This is a genomic window from Bordetella genomosp. 13 (assembly GCF_002119665.1).
In the GTDB taxonomy this organism is placed as follows: domain Bacteria; phylum Pseudomonadota; class Gammaproteobacteria; order Burkholderiales; family Burkholderiaceae_B; genus Bordetella.
The window spans coordinates 4225808-4238387 of sequence record NZ_CP021111.1 but is presented as its reverse complement, the minus strand read 5'-3'; the positions used below and the strand labels follow the sequence as shown (position 1 = coordinate 4238387).

The 12580-nt window shown below is 68.6% G+C and carries 11 protein-coding genes; 5 read left to right on the top strand and 6 right to left on the bottom strand.

The window, feature by feature from the left end; translation table 11 throughout:
• The first annotated feature begins 122 nt into the window (after nucleotides 1–122).
• Nucleotides 123–344, top strand: a complete 222-nt coding sequence (locus CAL15_RS19140) for a glycine zipper 2TM domain-containing protein (protein WP_086079945.1) — start codon at nucleotides 123–125, stop codon at nucleotides 342–344.
• 123 nt (nucleotides 345–467) lie between these two features.
• Here the strand turns inward: CAL15_RS19140 and minE are convergent, their stop codons facing one another.
• The 4 genes from minE to CAL15_RS19120 all read right to left on the bottom strand — a co-directional run bounded on the left by minE (nucleotide 468) and on the right by CAL15_RS19120 (nucleotide 4276).
• Nucleotides 468–731 carry a cell division topological specificity factor MinE gene (gene minE / locus CAL15_RS19135; RefSeq protein ID WP_086079944.1) on the bottom strand — a complete coding sequence of 88 codons (264 nt, stop codon included), beginning with the start codon at nucleotides 729–731 and terminating at the stop codon, nucleotides 468–470.
• A gap of 3 nt (nucleotides 732–734) precedes the next feature.
• Nucleotides 735–1550: a septum site-determining protein MinD gene (minD, locus tag CAL15_RS19130; protein ID WP_086079943.1), complete on the bottom strand. Its 816-nt coding sequence runs from the start codon at nucleotides 1548–1550 to the stop codon at nucleotides 735–737.
• 105 nt (nucleotides 1551–1655) lie between these two features.
• Nucleotides 1656–2507 carry a septum site-determining protein MinC gene (minC, locus tag CAL15_RS19125; protein WP_086079942.1) on the bottom strand — a complete coding sequence of 284 codons (852 nt, stop codon included), beginning with the start codon at nucleotides 2505–2507 and terminating at the stop codon, nucleotides 1656–1658.
• Between the two features lie 8 nt (nucleotides 2508–2515).
• Nucleotides 2516–4276 (bottom strand): glutamine--tRNA ligase/YqeY domain fusion protein, encoded by a 1761-nt coding sequence (locus CAL15_RS19120; RefSeq protein WP_086079941.1) that lies wholly within the window; start codon nucleotides 4274–4276, stop codon nucleotides 2516–2518.
• A gap of 233 nt (nucleotides 4277–4509) precedes the next feature.
• Here CAL15_RS19120 and CAL15_RS19115 point away from each other — a divergent pair, with 233 nt between their 5' ends.
• The gene (locus tag CAL15_RS19115; RefSeq protein ID WP_086079940.1) at nucleotides 4510–5850 is read left to right on the top strand and encodes a cytochrome ubiquinol oxidase subunit I; all 1341 of its coding nucleotides are present in this window, start codon (nucleotides 4510–4512) and stop codon (nucleotides 5848–5850) included.
• Nucleotides 5847–6899 carry a cytochrome d ubiquinol oxidase subunit II gene (locus tag CAL15_RS19110; RefSeq protein ID WP_086079939.1) on the top strand — a complete coding sequence of 351 codons (1053 nt, stop codon included), beginning with the start codon at nucleotides 5847–5849 and terminating at the stop codon, nucleotides 6897–6899. Before CAL15_RS19115 ends, CAL15_RS19110 begins: the two co-directional genes overlap by 4 nt.
• Before the next feature lie 13 nt (nucleotides 6900–6912).
• Here CAL15_RS19110 and CAL15_RS19105 read toward each other — a convergent pair whose 3' ends face one another.
• Both CAL15_RS19105 and CAL15_RS19100 read right to left on the bottom strand, forming a co-directional pair.
• Entirely contained in the window at nucleotides 6913–8283 is a 1371-nt protein-coding gene (locus CAL15_RS19105; protein WP_420042561.1) for a sensor histidine kinase, read from the bottom strand.
• 31 nt (nucleotides 8284–8314) lie between these two features.
• The gene (locus CAL15_RS19100) at nucleotides 8315–9016 is read right to left on the bottom strand and encodes a response regulator (protein ID WP_086079938.1); all 702 of its coding nucleotides are present in this window, start codon (nucleotides 9014–9016) and stop codon (nucleotides 8315–8317) included.
• Nucleotides 9017–9183: 167 nt separating this feature from the next.
• Between CAL15_RS19100 and CAL15_RS19095 the strand changes: the two genes are divergently transcribed.
• On the top strand, nucleotides 9184–10530 hold the full coding sequence (locus CAL15_RS19095; RefSeq protein ID WP_086079937.1) for a hypothetical protein: 1347 nt from the start codon (nucleotides 9184–9186) through the stop codon (nucleotides 10528–10530).
• A gap of 84 nt (nucleotides 10531–10614) precedes the next feature.
• Nucleotides 10615–12429, top strand: a complete 1815-nt coding sequence (gene recQ, locus CAL15_RS19090; RefSeq protein ID WP_086079936.1) for a DNA helicase RecQ — start codon at nucleotides 10615–10617, stop codon at nucleotides 12427–12429.
• Nucleotides 12430–12580: the final 151 nt, after the last annotated feature.

The window sequence follows — 12580 nt, the reverse complement described above, 5'->3', positions numbered from 1 at the left end:
ACAGCACGATGTGCTGCAAGTCTGCGATCCTGTAGGCTCGATAAAGGGGAGTGCGACTTTTGGATTGCACCCATCGCGGCCGATGCGACGCGAGCACTTCCCGACAGATTAGGAGTCTCGCCATGACGATCCAGACCTTCTCCAAAGCCTGCCTGGCCGCTCTGCTGGCCGTATCCATGGCGGGGTGTTCCTCGTGGGACAGCATGAGCCGCCGTCAGAAAAGCACCGTGGGCGGCGCCGCCCTGGGCGGCGTTGCCGGTGCGGTCATCACCAACGGCGGCGTGCTGGGCACGGTCGGCGGTGCGGCCCTGGGCGGCATCATCGGCGACCAAGTCGGCAAGTAAGCCGCGGTCCGCAGCCTTCGGGCCGCAGTCCTCGCGGCGAGCGACCGCTTCCCACGGTCCGTATTCCCCACAATGAAAAACGCCCGGCGCTGGCCGGGCGTTTTTTTGCGCATGCGAGCCGCGTCAGGACGCGTCGGGCTGCGGGATCTCGATCTTCACTTCAAGCACTTCCAGCGTGTCCTGGCGCTCGAGGTTGACCTTGATGTCTTCGGGATTGATGTGCACGTACTTCGAGATGACGGCGACCAGCTCTTGCTGCAGCTGGGGCAGGTAGTCGGGCGAATCGCCGCGGCCCGAGCGCTCGTGCGCCAGGATGATCTGCAGGCGTTCTTTGGCCACGCTGGCCGAGGTCTTCTTCTGTCCCAGCAGGAACGACAGGAACGACATCGTCTACTTTCCTCCGAAAAGACGCTTGAGGAACCCCGGCTTGCTGTAGTCGGTGAAGCGCAGAGACCGTTCTTCGCCCAGATAGCGCGCCACCACGTCCTTGTAGGCCTCGGACACATCGGTGTCCTTCAGGTGGATGGCAGGCAGGCCCTGGTTGGACGCCTGCAGCACAGCTTCCGATTCGGGCACGACGCCGATCAGCTTGATGCGCAGGATGTCCTCGATGTCGGTCAGCGACAGCATTTCGCCGTCGTTGACGCGCTTGGGGTTGTAGCGGGTGAGCAGCAGATATTCCTTGACCGGATCCTCGCCCTCGATGGCGCGGCGAGACTTGGCGGCCAGGATGCCGAGGATGCGGTCGGAGTCGCGCACCGACGAGACCTCGGGGTTGGTGACGACCAGCGCGTCGTCGGCGTAGTAGGCGGCCAGCAGCGCGCCCGTCTCGATGCCGGCAGGGGAATCGCAGATGATGTATTCGAAGCCCATTTCCTTGAGCTCGTCTATCACCTTGCCCACGCCTTCCTGCGTCAGCGCATCCTTGTCGCGCGTTTGCGACGCGGGCAGCACGAACAGGTTCTCGAGCTGCTTGTCCTTGATGAGAGCCTGCTTCAGGGAAGCTTCGCCCTGGATCACGTTGACGAAGTCGTACACGACGCGGCGCTCGCAACCCATGATGAGGTCGAGGTTGCGCAAGCCCACGTCGAAGTCGATGACTGCCGTCTTGTGCCCCCGCATCGCCAATCCGGAAGAGAAGCTTGCGCTGGTGGTCGTCTTGCCTACCCCGCCCTTGCCGGAAGTCACCACAACGATACGTGTCATGACCGTGAAACCCTTATGTTCGAATAAATCGCGTTATCGTAAAGCAAAAAGCCCGTTTAAGGCTTCTTACAAGATGGAGCGGCGGACCGTGTCCGCCGGTGCTGCCTAGCCCTTCAGCGGCTCGACGCGCAAGGCCTCGCCATCCAGCCACACCAGCGCGGGCTGGTTGTGCAGGCTGGGGTCGAGCTTGGCCTCCACGACCCGGTACACGCCGGCCACGGCCAGCAGTTCGGCATCGAGCTGCGTGGTGAAGATGCGTGCCGAGGTGTCGCCGCGCGCGCCGGCCATGGCCTTGCCGCGCAGCGGTCCGTACACGTGCACGTTGCCGTCGGCGATGACCTCCGCGCCCTGGCTGACCATGCCGATGACCACCAGGTCGGTCTGGCGCGCATACACGCGCTGGCCCGAACGCAGTGGACGGTTGATCACCATGGCCGACGGGGCCGGCGCCGGAGCCGGCGCGGCCACTGGCGCCTCGGCCTCGACGTCGGCCTGCGGCTGCGGTTCCGGGGAGACCGCAGGGGCGTCCGTGGGGGCGGCCGCGGGCGCCGCGGGCGGCGGGGCGGAGACGGCCTGCGGCACGGGCACCGCCGCTGCTTCGGCGGCGCGCACCGCGGCCGCGGCATCGGGCGCCTGCGGTCGCGGCGCCGCCGTGGACAGGTCGACCGGCGTCAGGCCGGCCGCGCGCGCGGCCTCGAGATTCGCGCCTTCGGCCACCACGCCGATGGGCGGCAGGTTGTGCTCGCGCAGCGCGTCCAGCAGTTGCGGCCAGTCGATGGCATCGTCGATGCGGCTGGCATCGATGACCACGGGTTCGTGCTCGAAGAAGCTGCCCGCGTCGGCCATGCGCTGCGCCAGCGCGTCGGCCAGGCGGCCGGTGTCGGCGCTGTGCAGCACCACGCGCACCGCATACAGGGTGGCGCTCTTGAAATCCAGGGCAAGCGATTCGGTATTCATGGCGGTGGTCAGGCGGCCCAGGAGTCGCGCAGCGTGACGATGCGGTTCAGCACGGGCGCGTCGGCCGTGGATTCGACCCGGTCGGCGGTGAAGTAGCCCAGGCGCTCGAACTGCCAGGTGGCGCCCGGCTCGGCCACGGTACCCGGCTCGAGCCAGGCCTGCACGGTCTGCTTCGAATTCGGGTTGAGGCAGGTCAGGAAATCCTTGTCGCCGGCGTCGGGGTGCGGGTCGGCGAACAGACGGTCGTACAGGTGCACCTGGGCCGGCACGGCGTGCGCCGCGCTGATCCAGGTGATGTTGCCCTTGACCTTGACGCTGTCCGCGCCCGGCGTGCCGCTGCGCGTGTCGGGCAGGTATTCGGCATGCACCTCGACGACGTTGCCGCTGTCGTCCTTGACCATCCCGGTGCAGCGCACGACGTAGCCGTACTTCAGGCGCACCTGGTTGCCGGGGAAGAGACGGAAGTACTTCTTGGGCGGATCCTCGCGGAAGTCGTCGCGCTCGATCCACAGCTCGCGCGAGAACGGAAACTCGCGGTGGCCGGCCTCGGGGTCATGCGGGTTGCGCGGGGCGGTACACATCTCGCTTTGCCCCTCGGGATAGTTGGTGATGACCAGCTTCAGCGGGTCGAGCACGGCCACGGCGCGCGGCGCGATGGGATCGAGGTCGTCGCGCACGGCCTGCTCGAGCAGGCCGTAGTCGATGCGCGAGTCGGACTTGGACACGGCGGTACGGTCGCAGAACAGGCGGATCGATGCGGGCGTATAGCCGCGGCGGCGCAGGCCGAACAGCGTGGGCATGCGCGGATCGTCCCAGCCGCTGACGTGGCCTTCCCGCACCAGCTGCAGCAGTTTGCGTTTGCTGGTGACGATGTAGGTGAGGTTCAGGCGCGCGAATTCGTACTGGTGCGGCAGCGGCGCGGCCAGCTTGCCCAGTTCGGCCAGGCGGGCCAGGATCCAGTCGTAGAAGGGCCGCTGGTCTTCGAACTCGAGTGTGCAGATGCTGTGCGTGATGCCTTCCAGCGCGTCTTCCACCGGATGCGCCCAGCTGTACATGGGATAGATGCACCACTGGTTGCCGGTGCGATGGTGGGTGGCGTGCCGCACGCGGTACATGACCGGATCGCGCAGGTTGATGTTGGGCGAGCGCATGTCGATGCGCGCGCGCAGCACCAGGCTGCCGTCGGGATGCTTGCCGTCGCGCATCTCGCGCAGCAGTACCAGCGACTCCGTCGCGGGCCGATCGCGCCATGGCGAATCGATGCCCGGTTCGGTCAGCGTGCCGCGGTTGAGCCGGATCTGGTCGGCGGTCTGTTCGTCGACGTAGGCGTGGCCGGCTTCGATCAGCGCCTCGGCGAACTCGTACATGTACCCGAAGTAGTCGCTGGCGAAGTACAGGTTGTCGTTGCCGTCGGCGCGCCAGTCGAAGCCCAGCCATTGCACCGCCTCGGCGATGGCGTCGACGTATTCCTGCTCTTCTTTCTCGGGATTGGTGTCGTCGAAGCGCAGGTGGCATACGCCGCCGTACTCGCGAGCCATGCCGAAGTTCACGCAGATGCTCTTGGCGTGGCCGATGTGCAGGTAGCCGTTGGGCTCGGGCGGAAACCGCGTGCGGATGCGGGCCGGGTCGAGCCCGCCTTGCTGCTGCAGGGCTGCCGGACCGGGCCGGCCGGCCCAGCGCTTGCCTTGGAAGCGGCCGTTTTCCAGGTCGTCTTCGATGATGTTGCGCAGGAAGTTGCTGGCCGCGGGCGGCGTCGGAGCAGTGGTCATTCTGAAAGAATCGGAAATAGCAGCGACAAAGCGACAATTTTGCCACGTTCGGGGCTGAAGCCGCCGAAGGCCGGAACCGATATGTGGCCAAGCAACACCTTCTAGGCAAGAAACCGGTGCAAGTCGATCGGGGACGCGCGGATCCGGGCTCTGCCGGTCCGCTGCGTCGCCCCCTCGAGGGGGCGACGCAGCGCTCGGGGGTGGGCCCATTTGGTTCTACACTACCGGCCATCATGGATATCCCCCCGCTATTGCTGGCGCGCGCGCACTTCCTGGCCAGCTTCAGTTTCCTGGCGCTGTTCATGGCCGTGGCGTTGGCGCTGGCCTGGATGCTGCTGTTGTTCAAAATACGGGCCCGGCTTACCGGCCAGCCCGGCTGGACCGCTGCCTATCGCTTCTGGGTGCGCATCTTCGCGCTGTGTTTCGTCCTGGCGCTGGCCTCGGCGCTGCCCGTGCTGGTGCAGCTGGGCAGCCTGTGGGGCGGCCTGATGGACAAGATCGGCAACGTCGCGGGGCCGCTGATCGGGTACGGCGTGCTGTCGGTCTTCGTGCTGAAGTCGTGCTTCCTGGGCGTCATGCTGTTCGGCCAGCGGCGCGTTTCCGATGCCGCGCATACGCTGGCGGTGCTGATGGTCGCGGTGGGACAGCTGCTGACCGTGGGCTGGCTGGTGGCGCTGCATTCGTGGATGCAGACGCCCGACGGGGCGGCCTTGGTCGACGGCCGCTATCAGGTCTACGACTGGCAGGCGGTGGTCTTCAACCCCTCGTTCGGATGGAGCATGGCGCTGACCGTGCTGGGCGCGGCGCTGGCGGCGGCGTTCCTGATCATGGGCGTGACCGCGCTGCAGACGCTGCGCCGTCCGCCCGGCGAGGGCGAGCGCAACGCCTTCAAGGCGGCAGCCGTGGTGGGGGCGATCGCCGCGCTGCTGCAGGCGCCTGCGGCCATTGGCATGGCCGACGTGGTGGCGCTGCATCAGCCGGCCAAGGCCGCGGCGCTGGCCGGATACTGGCACAGCGGCGATGTGCCTCAATTCACGGTGTTCGGCTGGCCCGACGTCTCCAGCCAGAGCAACCTGTACTCCTGGAGCCTGCGTACCGGCGGCCGCCTGCTGGGGCGTGACGCGCAGGGCCATTTCCTGGGCCTGGACAAGTTCGCCGGCATGCGGCCGCCGGTCGCCCTGGTGTTCTGGTCGGCGCGGGCCGCTGTGCTGCTGGGGCTGGCGATGCTGGCGGCCGCGTGCCTGACGCTGATGCTGGGCTGGCGCCGCAATCTCGACCCGTCCGCGCTGCCCGCCTGGTGGCTGCGCGCACTGACGGGCATGACGTTCTTCGGCGGCGTGGCCGCTATCGCCGGCTGGTGGGTCTCGCTGCTGGGCCTGCTGCCGTACGCCGTCAACCGCAGCGTGACGCAGTCCGAGATCCTGGGGCCGGCCGCGCAGTCCACGCTGACCTACGGGCTTGCCGGTTATCTGCTGCTGTACCTGCTGCTGGGCCTGGCCTTCGTCGGCATGCTGCTGCATGCCGCCCGCTATGGCGTGGTGCCGGTCCGCAAGGCCGTGGGGGGCGGCACATGATCGACATGCTCGCCGCCTCGCTGGGCCTGACGCCCGGCGATCCCGCCTTCTGGATGCCGCTGGCCTTCATGGCGCTGCTGCTGTTGCTCATCGTGGCCGGCATCGTGCTCGACGGTTTCGACGTCGGCGTGGGCGTGCTGCTGCAGCTGGCGCCTTCCGAGACGCGCGGCCGCATGATGGGCCTGCTGAGCCCGTGGCGCGATGCCAACGAGTTCTGGCCGCTGCTGGGCATCGGCCTGTTCTGTGCTGCCTTTCCGTTCGCCTGGGGCACGGTGTTCGGCAAACTGTACGGGCCGCTGGCCTGCATGGGCGTGGGCATGATGCTGCGCAGCGTGGCCTTCGAATTCCGCATCCGCGCCCGCACCGAGCACAAGCCGCGCTGGATTCTGGCGTTCTGGCTGGGCTCGGTGTTGACCGCCGTGGGGCAGGGCGCCGTGCTGGGCCGCGTGGCCACCGGTTATCAAAGCGACGCGGGCTATGGCTGGTTCTCGCTGTTCACCGGCGCGTGCGGCATCGCGGCCTATGCGCTGCTGGGCGCGTGCTGGCTGGTGATGCGGGTCGACGGCGACCTGCAGCGCCGCGCGGTGGCCTGGGCCCGCCATGCCACGCGCTGGACCTCCGTCGGCATGGTGGCCGTGGCCGTGGCGCTGGGCCTTGCCAACTCGGGCGTGTTCTACCGCTGGAGCGATGACGCGCATCTGGGCCTGGCGGTGGCCGTGTGGGTCGCGATGCTGTTGTGCTTCGTCGGCATCGAGATGCTGCTGGCGCGCCTGCCCGGCAAGGCCGACCGCTTCAGCTGGCTGCCCTTCGCGCTGTGCGTGCTGTTGTACGTGCTGATGCTGGCGGGGCTGACCTACAGCTTCTTCCCCTACCTGATCCTGGACGACATGACGATCTGGGACGGCTCGGGCGCGGTGGCCTCGATGCGCCTGGTGATGGCGGGCGCCGTGATCGGCGTGCCGGTGGTGCTGGTCTTCAACGTGCTGGCCTACCGTTCGGTGTTCGGCCGCGAGCGCCGGGCTGCGAATCTCGCGCTGCCGCCGCCCTGAGGGCGGCGGGCGCTCACGCCGCCAGCGGCAGTTCGATGTGCACCAGCAGGCCGCCCGACTGCGCCTGGCGCAGTTCCAGCGTGCCGCCGTGCGCGCGCGCGATGGCCTCGGCCACCGCCAGGCCCAGGCCCACGTTGCCCGTGCGCGTGCGCGCGTCATCCAGGCGGGCGAAGGGGCGCAGCGCTTCCTGGCGCCGATCCGCCGCGATGCCCGGGCCGTGGTCGGCCACTTCCACAATGACGGTCTGGCCCTCGCGCCGCAGCGCCACGTCGATGGGCGGTTCCCCATGGTGCAATGCGTTGCCGATCAGGTTGTCCAGCAGCCGGCCCAGCGCGACGGCATCGCCGTTGATGACGATGCCGTTGTCGTCGGCCTGGTGCAGCCTGACGTCGGTGCCCGCGCCCTGCCAGCCCGCCACGCGCTCGGCCAGCCATTCGGGCAGCGCCAGCGGCGAGTAGTGATAGGCCGCGGGATCGGTGCCGCGGACGAAGCCGATGAACTGGTCGACCATGTGCTGCATGTCCTGCAGGTCTTTGCGCAGGCCCTCCTTCAGCGCCGGGTCGTCCGTCAGCTCGATGCGCAGCCACATGCGCGACAGTGGGCCCTTCAGGTCGTGCGGCAGGCCGGACAGCATCGTGCGCCGCACCGAGTCCGATTCGGCCAGCGCGTCGAGCATGGCGTTGAATCGTTCACCCAGTACGCGCGTCTCGTGCGGGCCGGAGGGTTCGACCCGCTGAGGCTGGCCGGCCGCCAGCCGGTCGGCGGCATCGGCCAGGCGCGTGATGGGACGCGTGATGTGCCACGAGAAGCCCGCGGCCAGCAGCAGCACCACGCCCAGGCCGGCCAGCCATATCGCCACCAGCGGCGTGGCCACCGGCGGGTCCAGGCGATCCAGCGGAATCACCAGCCATTCGCGCAGCAGCGGGGCGTCCTCGGTGGCGGGATTGGGCGCCAGCGATATGTACAGCTCGGGATCGGGACCGCGCGACAGCGCCACACGCGTGCCGTCGTTCAGGCGCTCGTTCAGTTCGCGCACCAGCCCGCGCAGGTCGCGGCGTACGTCGTCGGTCTCGGGAGGGCGGTCGCGTCGCGGCGGCAGGTGCTCGCGGCGCTGCAGCCGCGCCTCGGCCGGCAGCACGCGCGACCACAGCCGCCACTGGTTCTGCGAGGCCACGCGCACGAAGTCCGGCCGGTCCTCGGCCGGCACCTGCGACAGCGCCGCGCGCAATGTGCGGATGGTGGTGGTGAGATAGTCGATGCCGACCGTCTCGATGAACCTGTCGCGGAAGTACGAGGCCGTGGTCAGCGTGGCCGCCTGGGCCAGCAGCACGGCGCCCAGCACCAGCAGGATCAGGCGCGTGCGCAGCGAGCGCGGCAGCAGCATGCGCGGATGAAGCCGGATCACGGCGTCATCCTCAGGGAGAGAACCGGTAGCCGATGCCCCAGACGGTCTGGATCCAGCGTGGCTGCTTGGGGTCTTCTTCGATGGCGCGGCGCAGCCGCAGGACGGCGATGTCGATCGCCCGGTCATTGCGCTCGCCGCCGTCGTCGTCGCGCGCCAGCGACAGCAGGCGTTCGCGCGACAGCGGCTTGCCCGCGTTGCGCACCAGGGCCTCGAGCAGATTGATCTCGCCGCCCGTCAGCTTGACCGCGGTGCCGTCGCGCAGCAGCTGGCGCGTGGCCGGGTCGAACACGAACGGGCCGAACGAGACGGGCGAGTCTTTGGTAAGCGCCGAGGGGCCGCGCTTGCGTCGCAGCACCGCCTCGATGCGGGCCAGCAGTTCGCGAGGATCGAACGGCTTGCCGAGGTAGTCGTCCGCGCCGGCCTCCAGGCCGATGATGCGGTCGACGGCCTCGTCGCGCGCGGTAAGCAGGATGACGGGCAGGTCTTCGCCCTGTTCACGCAGGCGGCGGCAGGCATCGGCGCCGTCGCCGCCGGGCAGCATGCGGTCCAGCACCAGCAGGTCCGGCGCGTAGCGGGTGATTCGCGCGGCCAGGTCGTTGGCGTCGGGCGCCAGCAGGGTGTCGTAGCCGTGCCGATTCAGGTAATCGGCCAGCAATTGCCGCAGCGCGGGATCGTCGTCGACGACCAGCAGCTTGGTGTGGGGTTGATCCATGGCGGGATAGTGACGCGGCGGGGCACGTCGGGCAAGAGGTGGAAATCAATTGAAATATACCGCGCCATTGTTTTGCTTTGTCCCCGTTTGGTGCGGTGGCGTGGTCAGCCATTAAAATCGGAATGTCCGTCGCGCGCTGTCGCGGCAGTTATCCAGGACAAACTCCCATGCCTTGCCCACTGTTCTCGCCGCGAAGGCCCGAGCCCGCCCGCGCGCCCTCCCGGCGCACGGTGGCTCGCGTCGCCCTTGCGGTGGGACTGGCTGGCAGCGCCACCCTGGGCGCGTGCGCCACGCCGGGCGAGGGCGGCTCGCCTGCCGGCACGGCCGCCGCGACGCAACGTCCGGTGCAGGTCGCGCAATCCGGCGGCCCCATGCGGCGCGCCGTGCGGGTGCAGCAGACCGAATCCGGCGACTTCGAGGTCGCGCGCTATGGCATCGGCGTGCTCGCCCCCGCGTTGCCGCTGCCCGTGCGGCCCGTCTCGGCGCTCGAGGCCCACGAGCTGCCGCCGGATCCGTGCCTGGACGACGACGACGTCGGTTTGCTGTGCGCCGCGGCCATGGTCGAACCTGACTGGGCGGCGCCGGATCCCCAGCCGCAATACGCGCTGGAACTGCAGCCCTCGGATCTCGGGCCGGGCAGCAAGATGCAGGTGGTCTACGGCATAGCCAAGCCCCGCAAACGCTGGTTCGCATCGGTCGGCTCGCAGACGGGCATGGTGTATGGCGACCGGAACTGGACCTATCGCGAAGCGGACGGGCCCACGGTGGCGGTGGGCAACCTGAACACCAATGCGCTGTCGTGGGGCAGCCCGTCGCTGGCCATCGGCGGGCTTCAACTGTCCAGTCCGCCGCCTGCCGACGGCAAGCTCGAGCCCGGCGAGTTCGGCTATACCTCGTCCATCGGCCGCCTCAACAATACCGACCTGTCCGCCACGTCGGGCGCCGTGGTGTACGGGGCCTCGGTGGGCAGCAGCAGCTTCAGCTACGGACTGATGCCCGACGTCACCCTGCAGGGCCAGTTGCAGAGCGCGCCTTCGCTCACGGCCGGCGGCGTGGGCACCACCTACAGGGCGGGGCCTTACGGCAGCGTGCAGGCGGGCGTCATGCAAAGCACCTATGACGCCGTCGCGGCCCGGCGCTATCGCATCGGCTATGACGTGAACGTCATCGACGAGCTGCGGGTCGGCGTGATCACCGAGCGTACGCAGAGCGGCTTCAGCGATCTGTCCACCTACGAGTCGGGCGCCGCCTCGCCGTACAGCCGCAATATCTGGACGGCGGGTCTGCCGATTTCGGGGCTGGGCACGCTCAGCGGCACCTATACGCTGGGCAGCGGACTGGATCCCTCGGATGACGAGCGCCGCGTCGGACTGGTGCAGAGCATCCAGCTGGCGCCGCAGGTGCAGTTCGCCGTGGGCGCCGACCGCGACATCGTCACGGGCGACTACGACGTGCGCGCCAATATCTCCATGCCGGTCGACGCCTTCATGCGCGGCCGCTGGCTGGGATATTGAACAGCGCGCCGTTAATGCGCGCTGGCGGCGGGCAACGCGCAAATGCGGCTTAAAATCGCGGCATGATGCATACGGTTGCTATCCATGTCTGACGCGCGCGCCCTGGGGGTGCTCCAGCGCGTATTCGGCTACGAATCCTTCCGCGGCGACCAGCAGGCCATCGTCCAGCACGTCATCGACGGCGGCGATGCCCTGGTGCTGATGCCCACCGGCGGCGGCAAGTCGCTGTGCTACCAGGTCCCGGCCCTGGTGCGCGAGGGCACCGGCGTCGTGGTCTCGCCCCTCATCGCCCTCATGCAGGATCAGGTCGATGCGCTGACCGAGCTGGGCGTGCGCGCGGCTTTCCTCAACTCCACGCAAGAGTGGCGCGTGGCCCGCGAGGTCGAACAGGCCTTCCTGGCGGGCGAACTCGACCTGCTGTATGTGGCGCCCGAGCGCCTGATGACGGAGCGCTGCCTCGAGCTGCTGGATCGCGGCCGCATCGCGCTGTTCGCCATCGACGAGGCGCACTGCGTATCGCAATGGGGACACGATTTCCGGCCCGAGTACCTCGAGCTGTCCATGCTGCACGAGCGCTGGCCCGACGTGCCGCGCATCGCACTGACGGCCACCGCCACGGCCGTCACGCGCACCGAGATCGCGCAGCGCCTGGCGCTGGACGATGCGCGCCATTTCGTTGCCAGCTTCGACCGGCCCAACATCCGCTACCGCATCGTCGAGAAGAACGACGTGCGCCGCCAGCTGCTGGAACTGATCCGCACCGAGCACGCGGGCGATTCGGGCGTGGTGTACTGCCTGTCGCGCGCCCGCGTCGAGGAAACCGCCGACTACCTGTGCAGCCAGGGCATCAACGCGCTGCCTTATCACGCCGGACTGGGCGCCGCGGTGCGCGCGTCCAACCAGTCGCGCTTCCTGCGCGAGGACGGCATCGTCATGGTGGCCACCATTGCGTTCGGCATGGGCATCGACAAGCCGGACGTGCGCTTCGTCGCGCACATCGACCTGCCCAAGTCGGTGGAAGGCTACTACCAGGAAACCGGCCGCGCGGGCCGCGACGGGCTGCCCGCTTCGGCCTGGCTGGCGTATGGCTTGCAGGACGTGGTGCAGCAACGCCGCATGATCGACGAGTCGCCGGGCGACGAGATCTATCGCCGTCGCCTGGGGCAGCAGCTGGACGCGATGCTGGGGCTGTGCGAGACGGTGGAATGCCGGCGCGTGCGCCTGCTCAACTACTTCGGCCAGACCATCTCGGCCTGCGGCAATTGCGACGTCTGCCTGGACCCGCCGCAGGCATGGGACGGCACGGTGGCGGCGCAGAAGGTGCTGTCGGCGGTGTATCGGCTGCAGCAGCGCGGCCAGCGCTACGGGGCGGGGCACATCATCGACATCCTGCGCGGCAAGAGCACCGATCGCACGCGCCAGCACGATCACGAGTCGCTCAGCGTGTTCGGGATCGGGGCGGATCTGTCGGAACAGGCATGGCGCGGGGTGCTGCGCCAATTGCTGGCGCAGGGCCTGCTGATGGTGGACCACGAAGGCTACGGAACCCTGGCATTGACCGAGGACAGCCGCGCGGTGCTGAAGGGAGAGCGGCAACTGATGCTGCGCCGCGAACCCGAGAAGAAAGAACGTTCGCGCGGCACGCAGCGGGCGCGGGCGGAGGCGGTGGAGCTGCCTGCCGAAGCCAAGCCGCTGTTCGATGCATTGCGGGCGTGGCGCGGCGAAGTCGCCAAGAACCACGGCGTGCCGGCGTATGTGATCTTCCACGACGCGACGTTGCGGGAGATCGCGCAGGCGCGGCCTTCAACGATGGACGAGCTGGGGCATATCAGCGGCGTGGGGGCGCGCAAGCTCGAGGCTTATGGCGAGGATATCTTGCGGCATGTGGCGGATCGGTGATTCCTTGTCCTGCTTGATGGTGGACTAGGGGGCTGATTTTTTTTGAGGCAGCGTTTGCTGTCGTGGCATTGTGTTGCTCGGATGACGTCCTCTGGCTGGTTCAGGCGGGCCGCGCCGGCCAAGTCGCTCGGCTCGGGCGCGCCATCAGGCG

What these genes read in the sequence shown, in the direction of transcription:
- CAL15_RS19140 (WP_086079945.1), top strand. Translation starts at nt 123, where the DNA reads ATGACGATCCAGACCTTCTCCAAAGCCTGCCTGGCCGCTCTGCTGGCC.
- minE (WP_086079944.1), bottom strand. Translation starts at nt 731, where the DNA reads ATGTCGTTCCTGTCGTTCCTGCTGGGACAGAAGAAGACCTCGGCCAGC.
- minD (WP_086079943.1), bottom strand. Translation starts at nt 1,550, where the DNA reads ATGACACGTATCGTTGTGGTGACTTCCGGCAAGGGCGGGGTAGGCAAG.
- minC (WP_086079942.1), bottom strand. Translation starts at nt 2,507, where the DNA reads ATGAATACCGAATCGCTTGCCCTGGATTTCAAGAGCGCCACCCTGTAT.
- CAL15_RS19120 (WP_086079941.1), bottom strand. Translation starts at nt 4,276, where the DNA reads ATGACCACTGCTCCGACGCCGCCCGCGGCCAGCAACTTCCTGCGCAAC.
- CAL15_RS19115 (WP_086079940.1), top strand. Translation starts at nt 4,510, where the DNA reads ATGGATATCCCCCCGCTATTGCTGGCGCGCGCGCACTTCCTGGCCAGC.
- CAL15_RS19110 (WP_086079939.1), top strand. Translation starts at nt 5,847, where the DNA reads ATGATCGACATGCTCGCCGCCTCGCTGGGCCTGACGCCCGGCGATCCC.
- CAL15_RS19105 (WP_420042561.1), bottom strand. Translation starts at nt 8,283, where the DNA reads ATGCTGCTGCCGCGCTCGCTGCGCACGCGCCTGATCCTGCTGGTGCTG.
- CAL15_RS19100 (WP_086079938.1), bottom strand. Translation starts at nt 9,016, where the DNA reads ATGGATCAACCCCACACCAAGCTGCTGGTCGTCGACGACGATCCCGCG.
- CAL15_RS19095 (WP_086079937.1), top strand. Translation starts at nt 9,184, where the DNA reads ATGCCTTGCCCACTGTTCTCGCCGCGAAGGCCCGAGCCCGCCCGCGCG.
- recQ (WP_086079936.1), top strand. Translation starts at nt 10,615, where the DNA reads ATGTCTGACGCGCGCGCCCTGGGGGTGCTCCAGCGCGTATTCGGCTAC.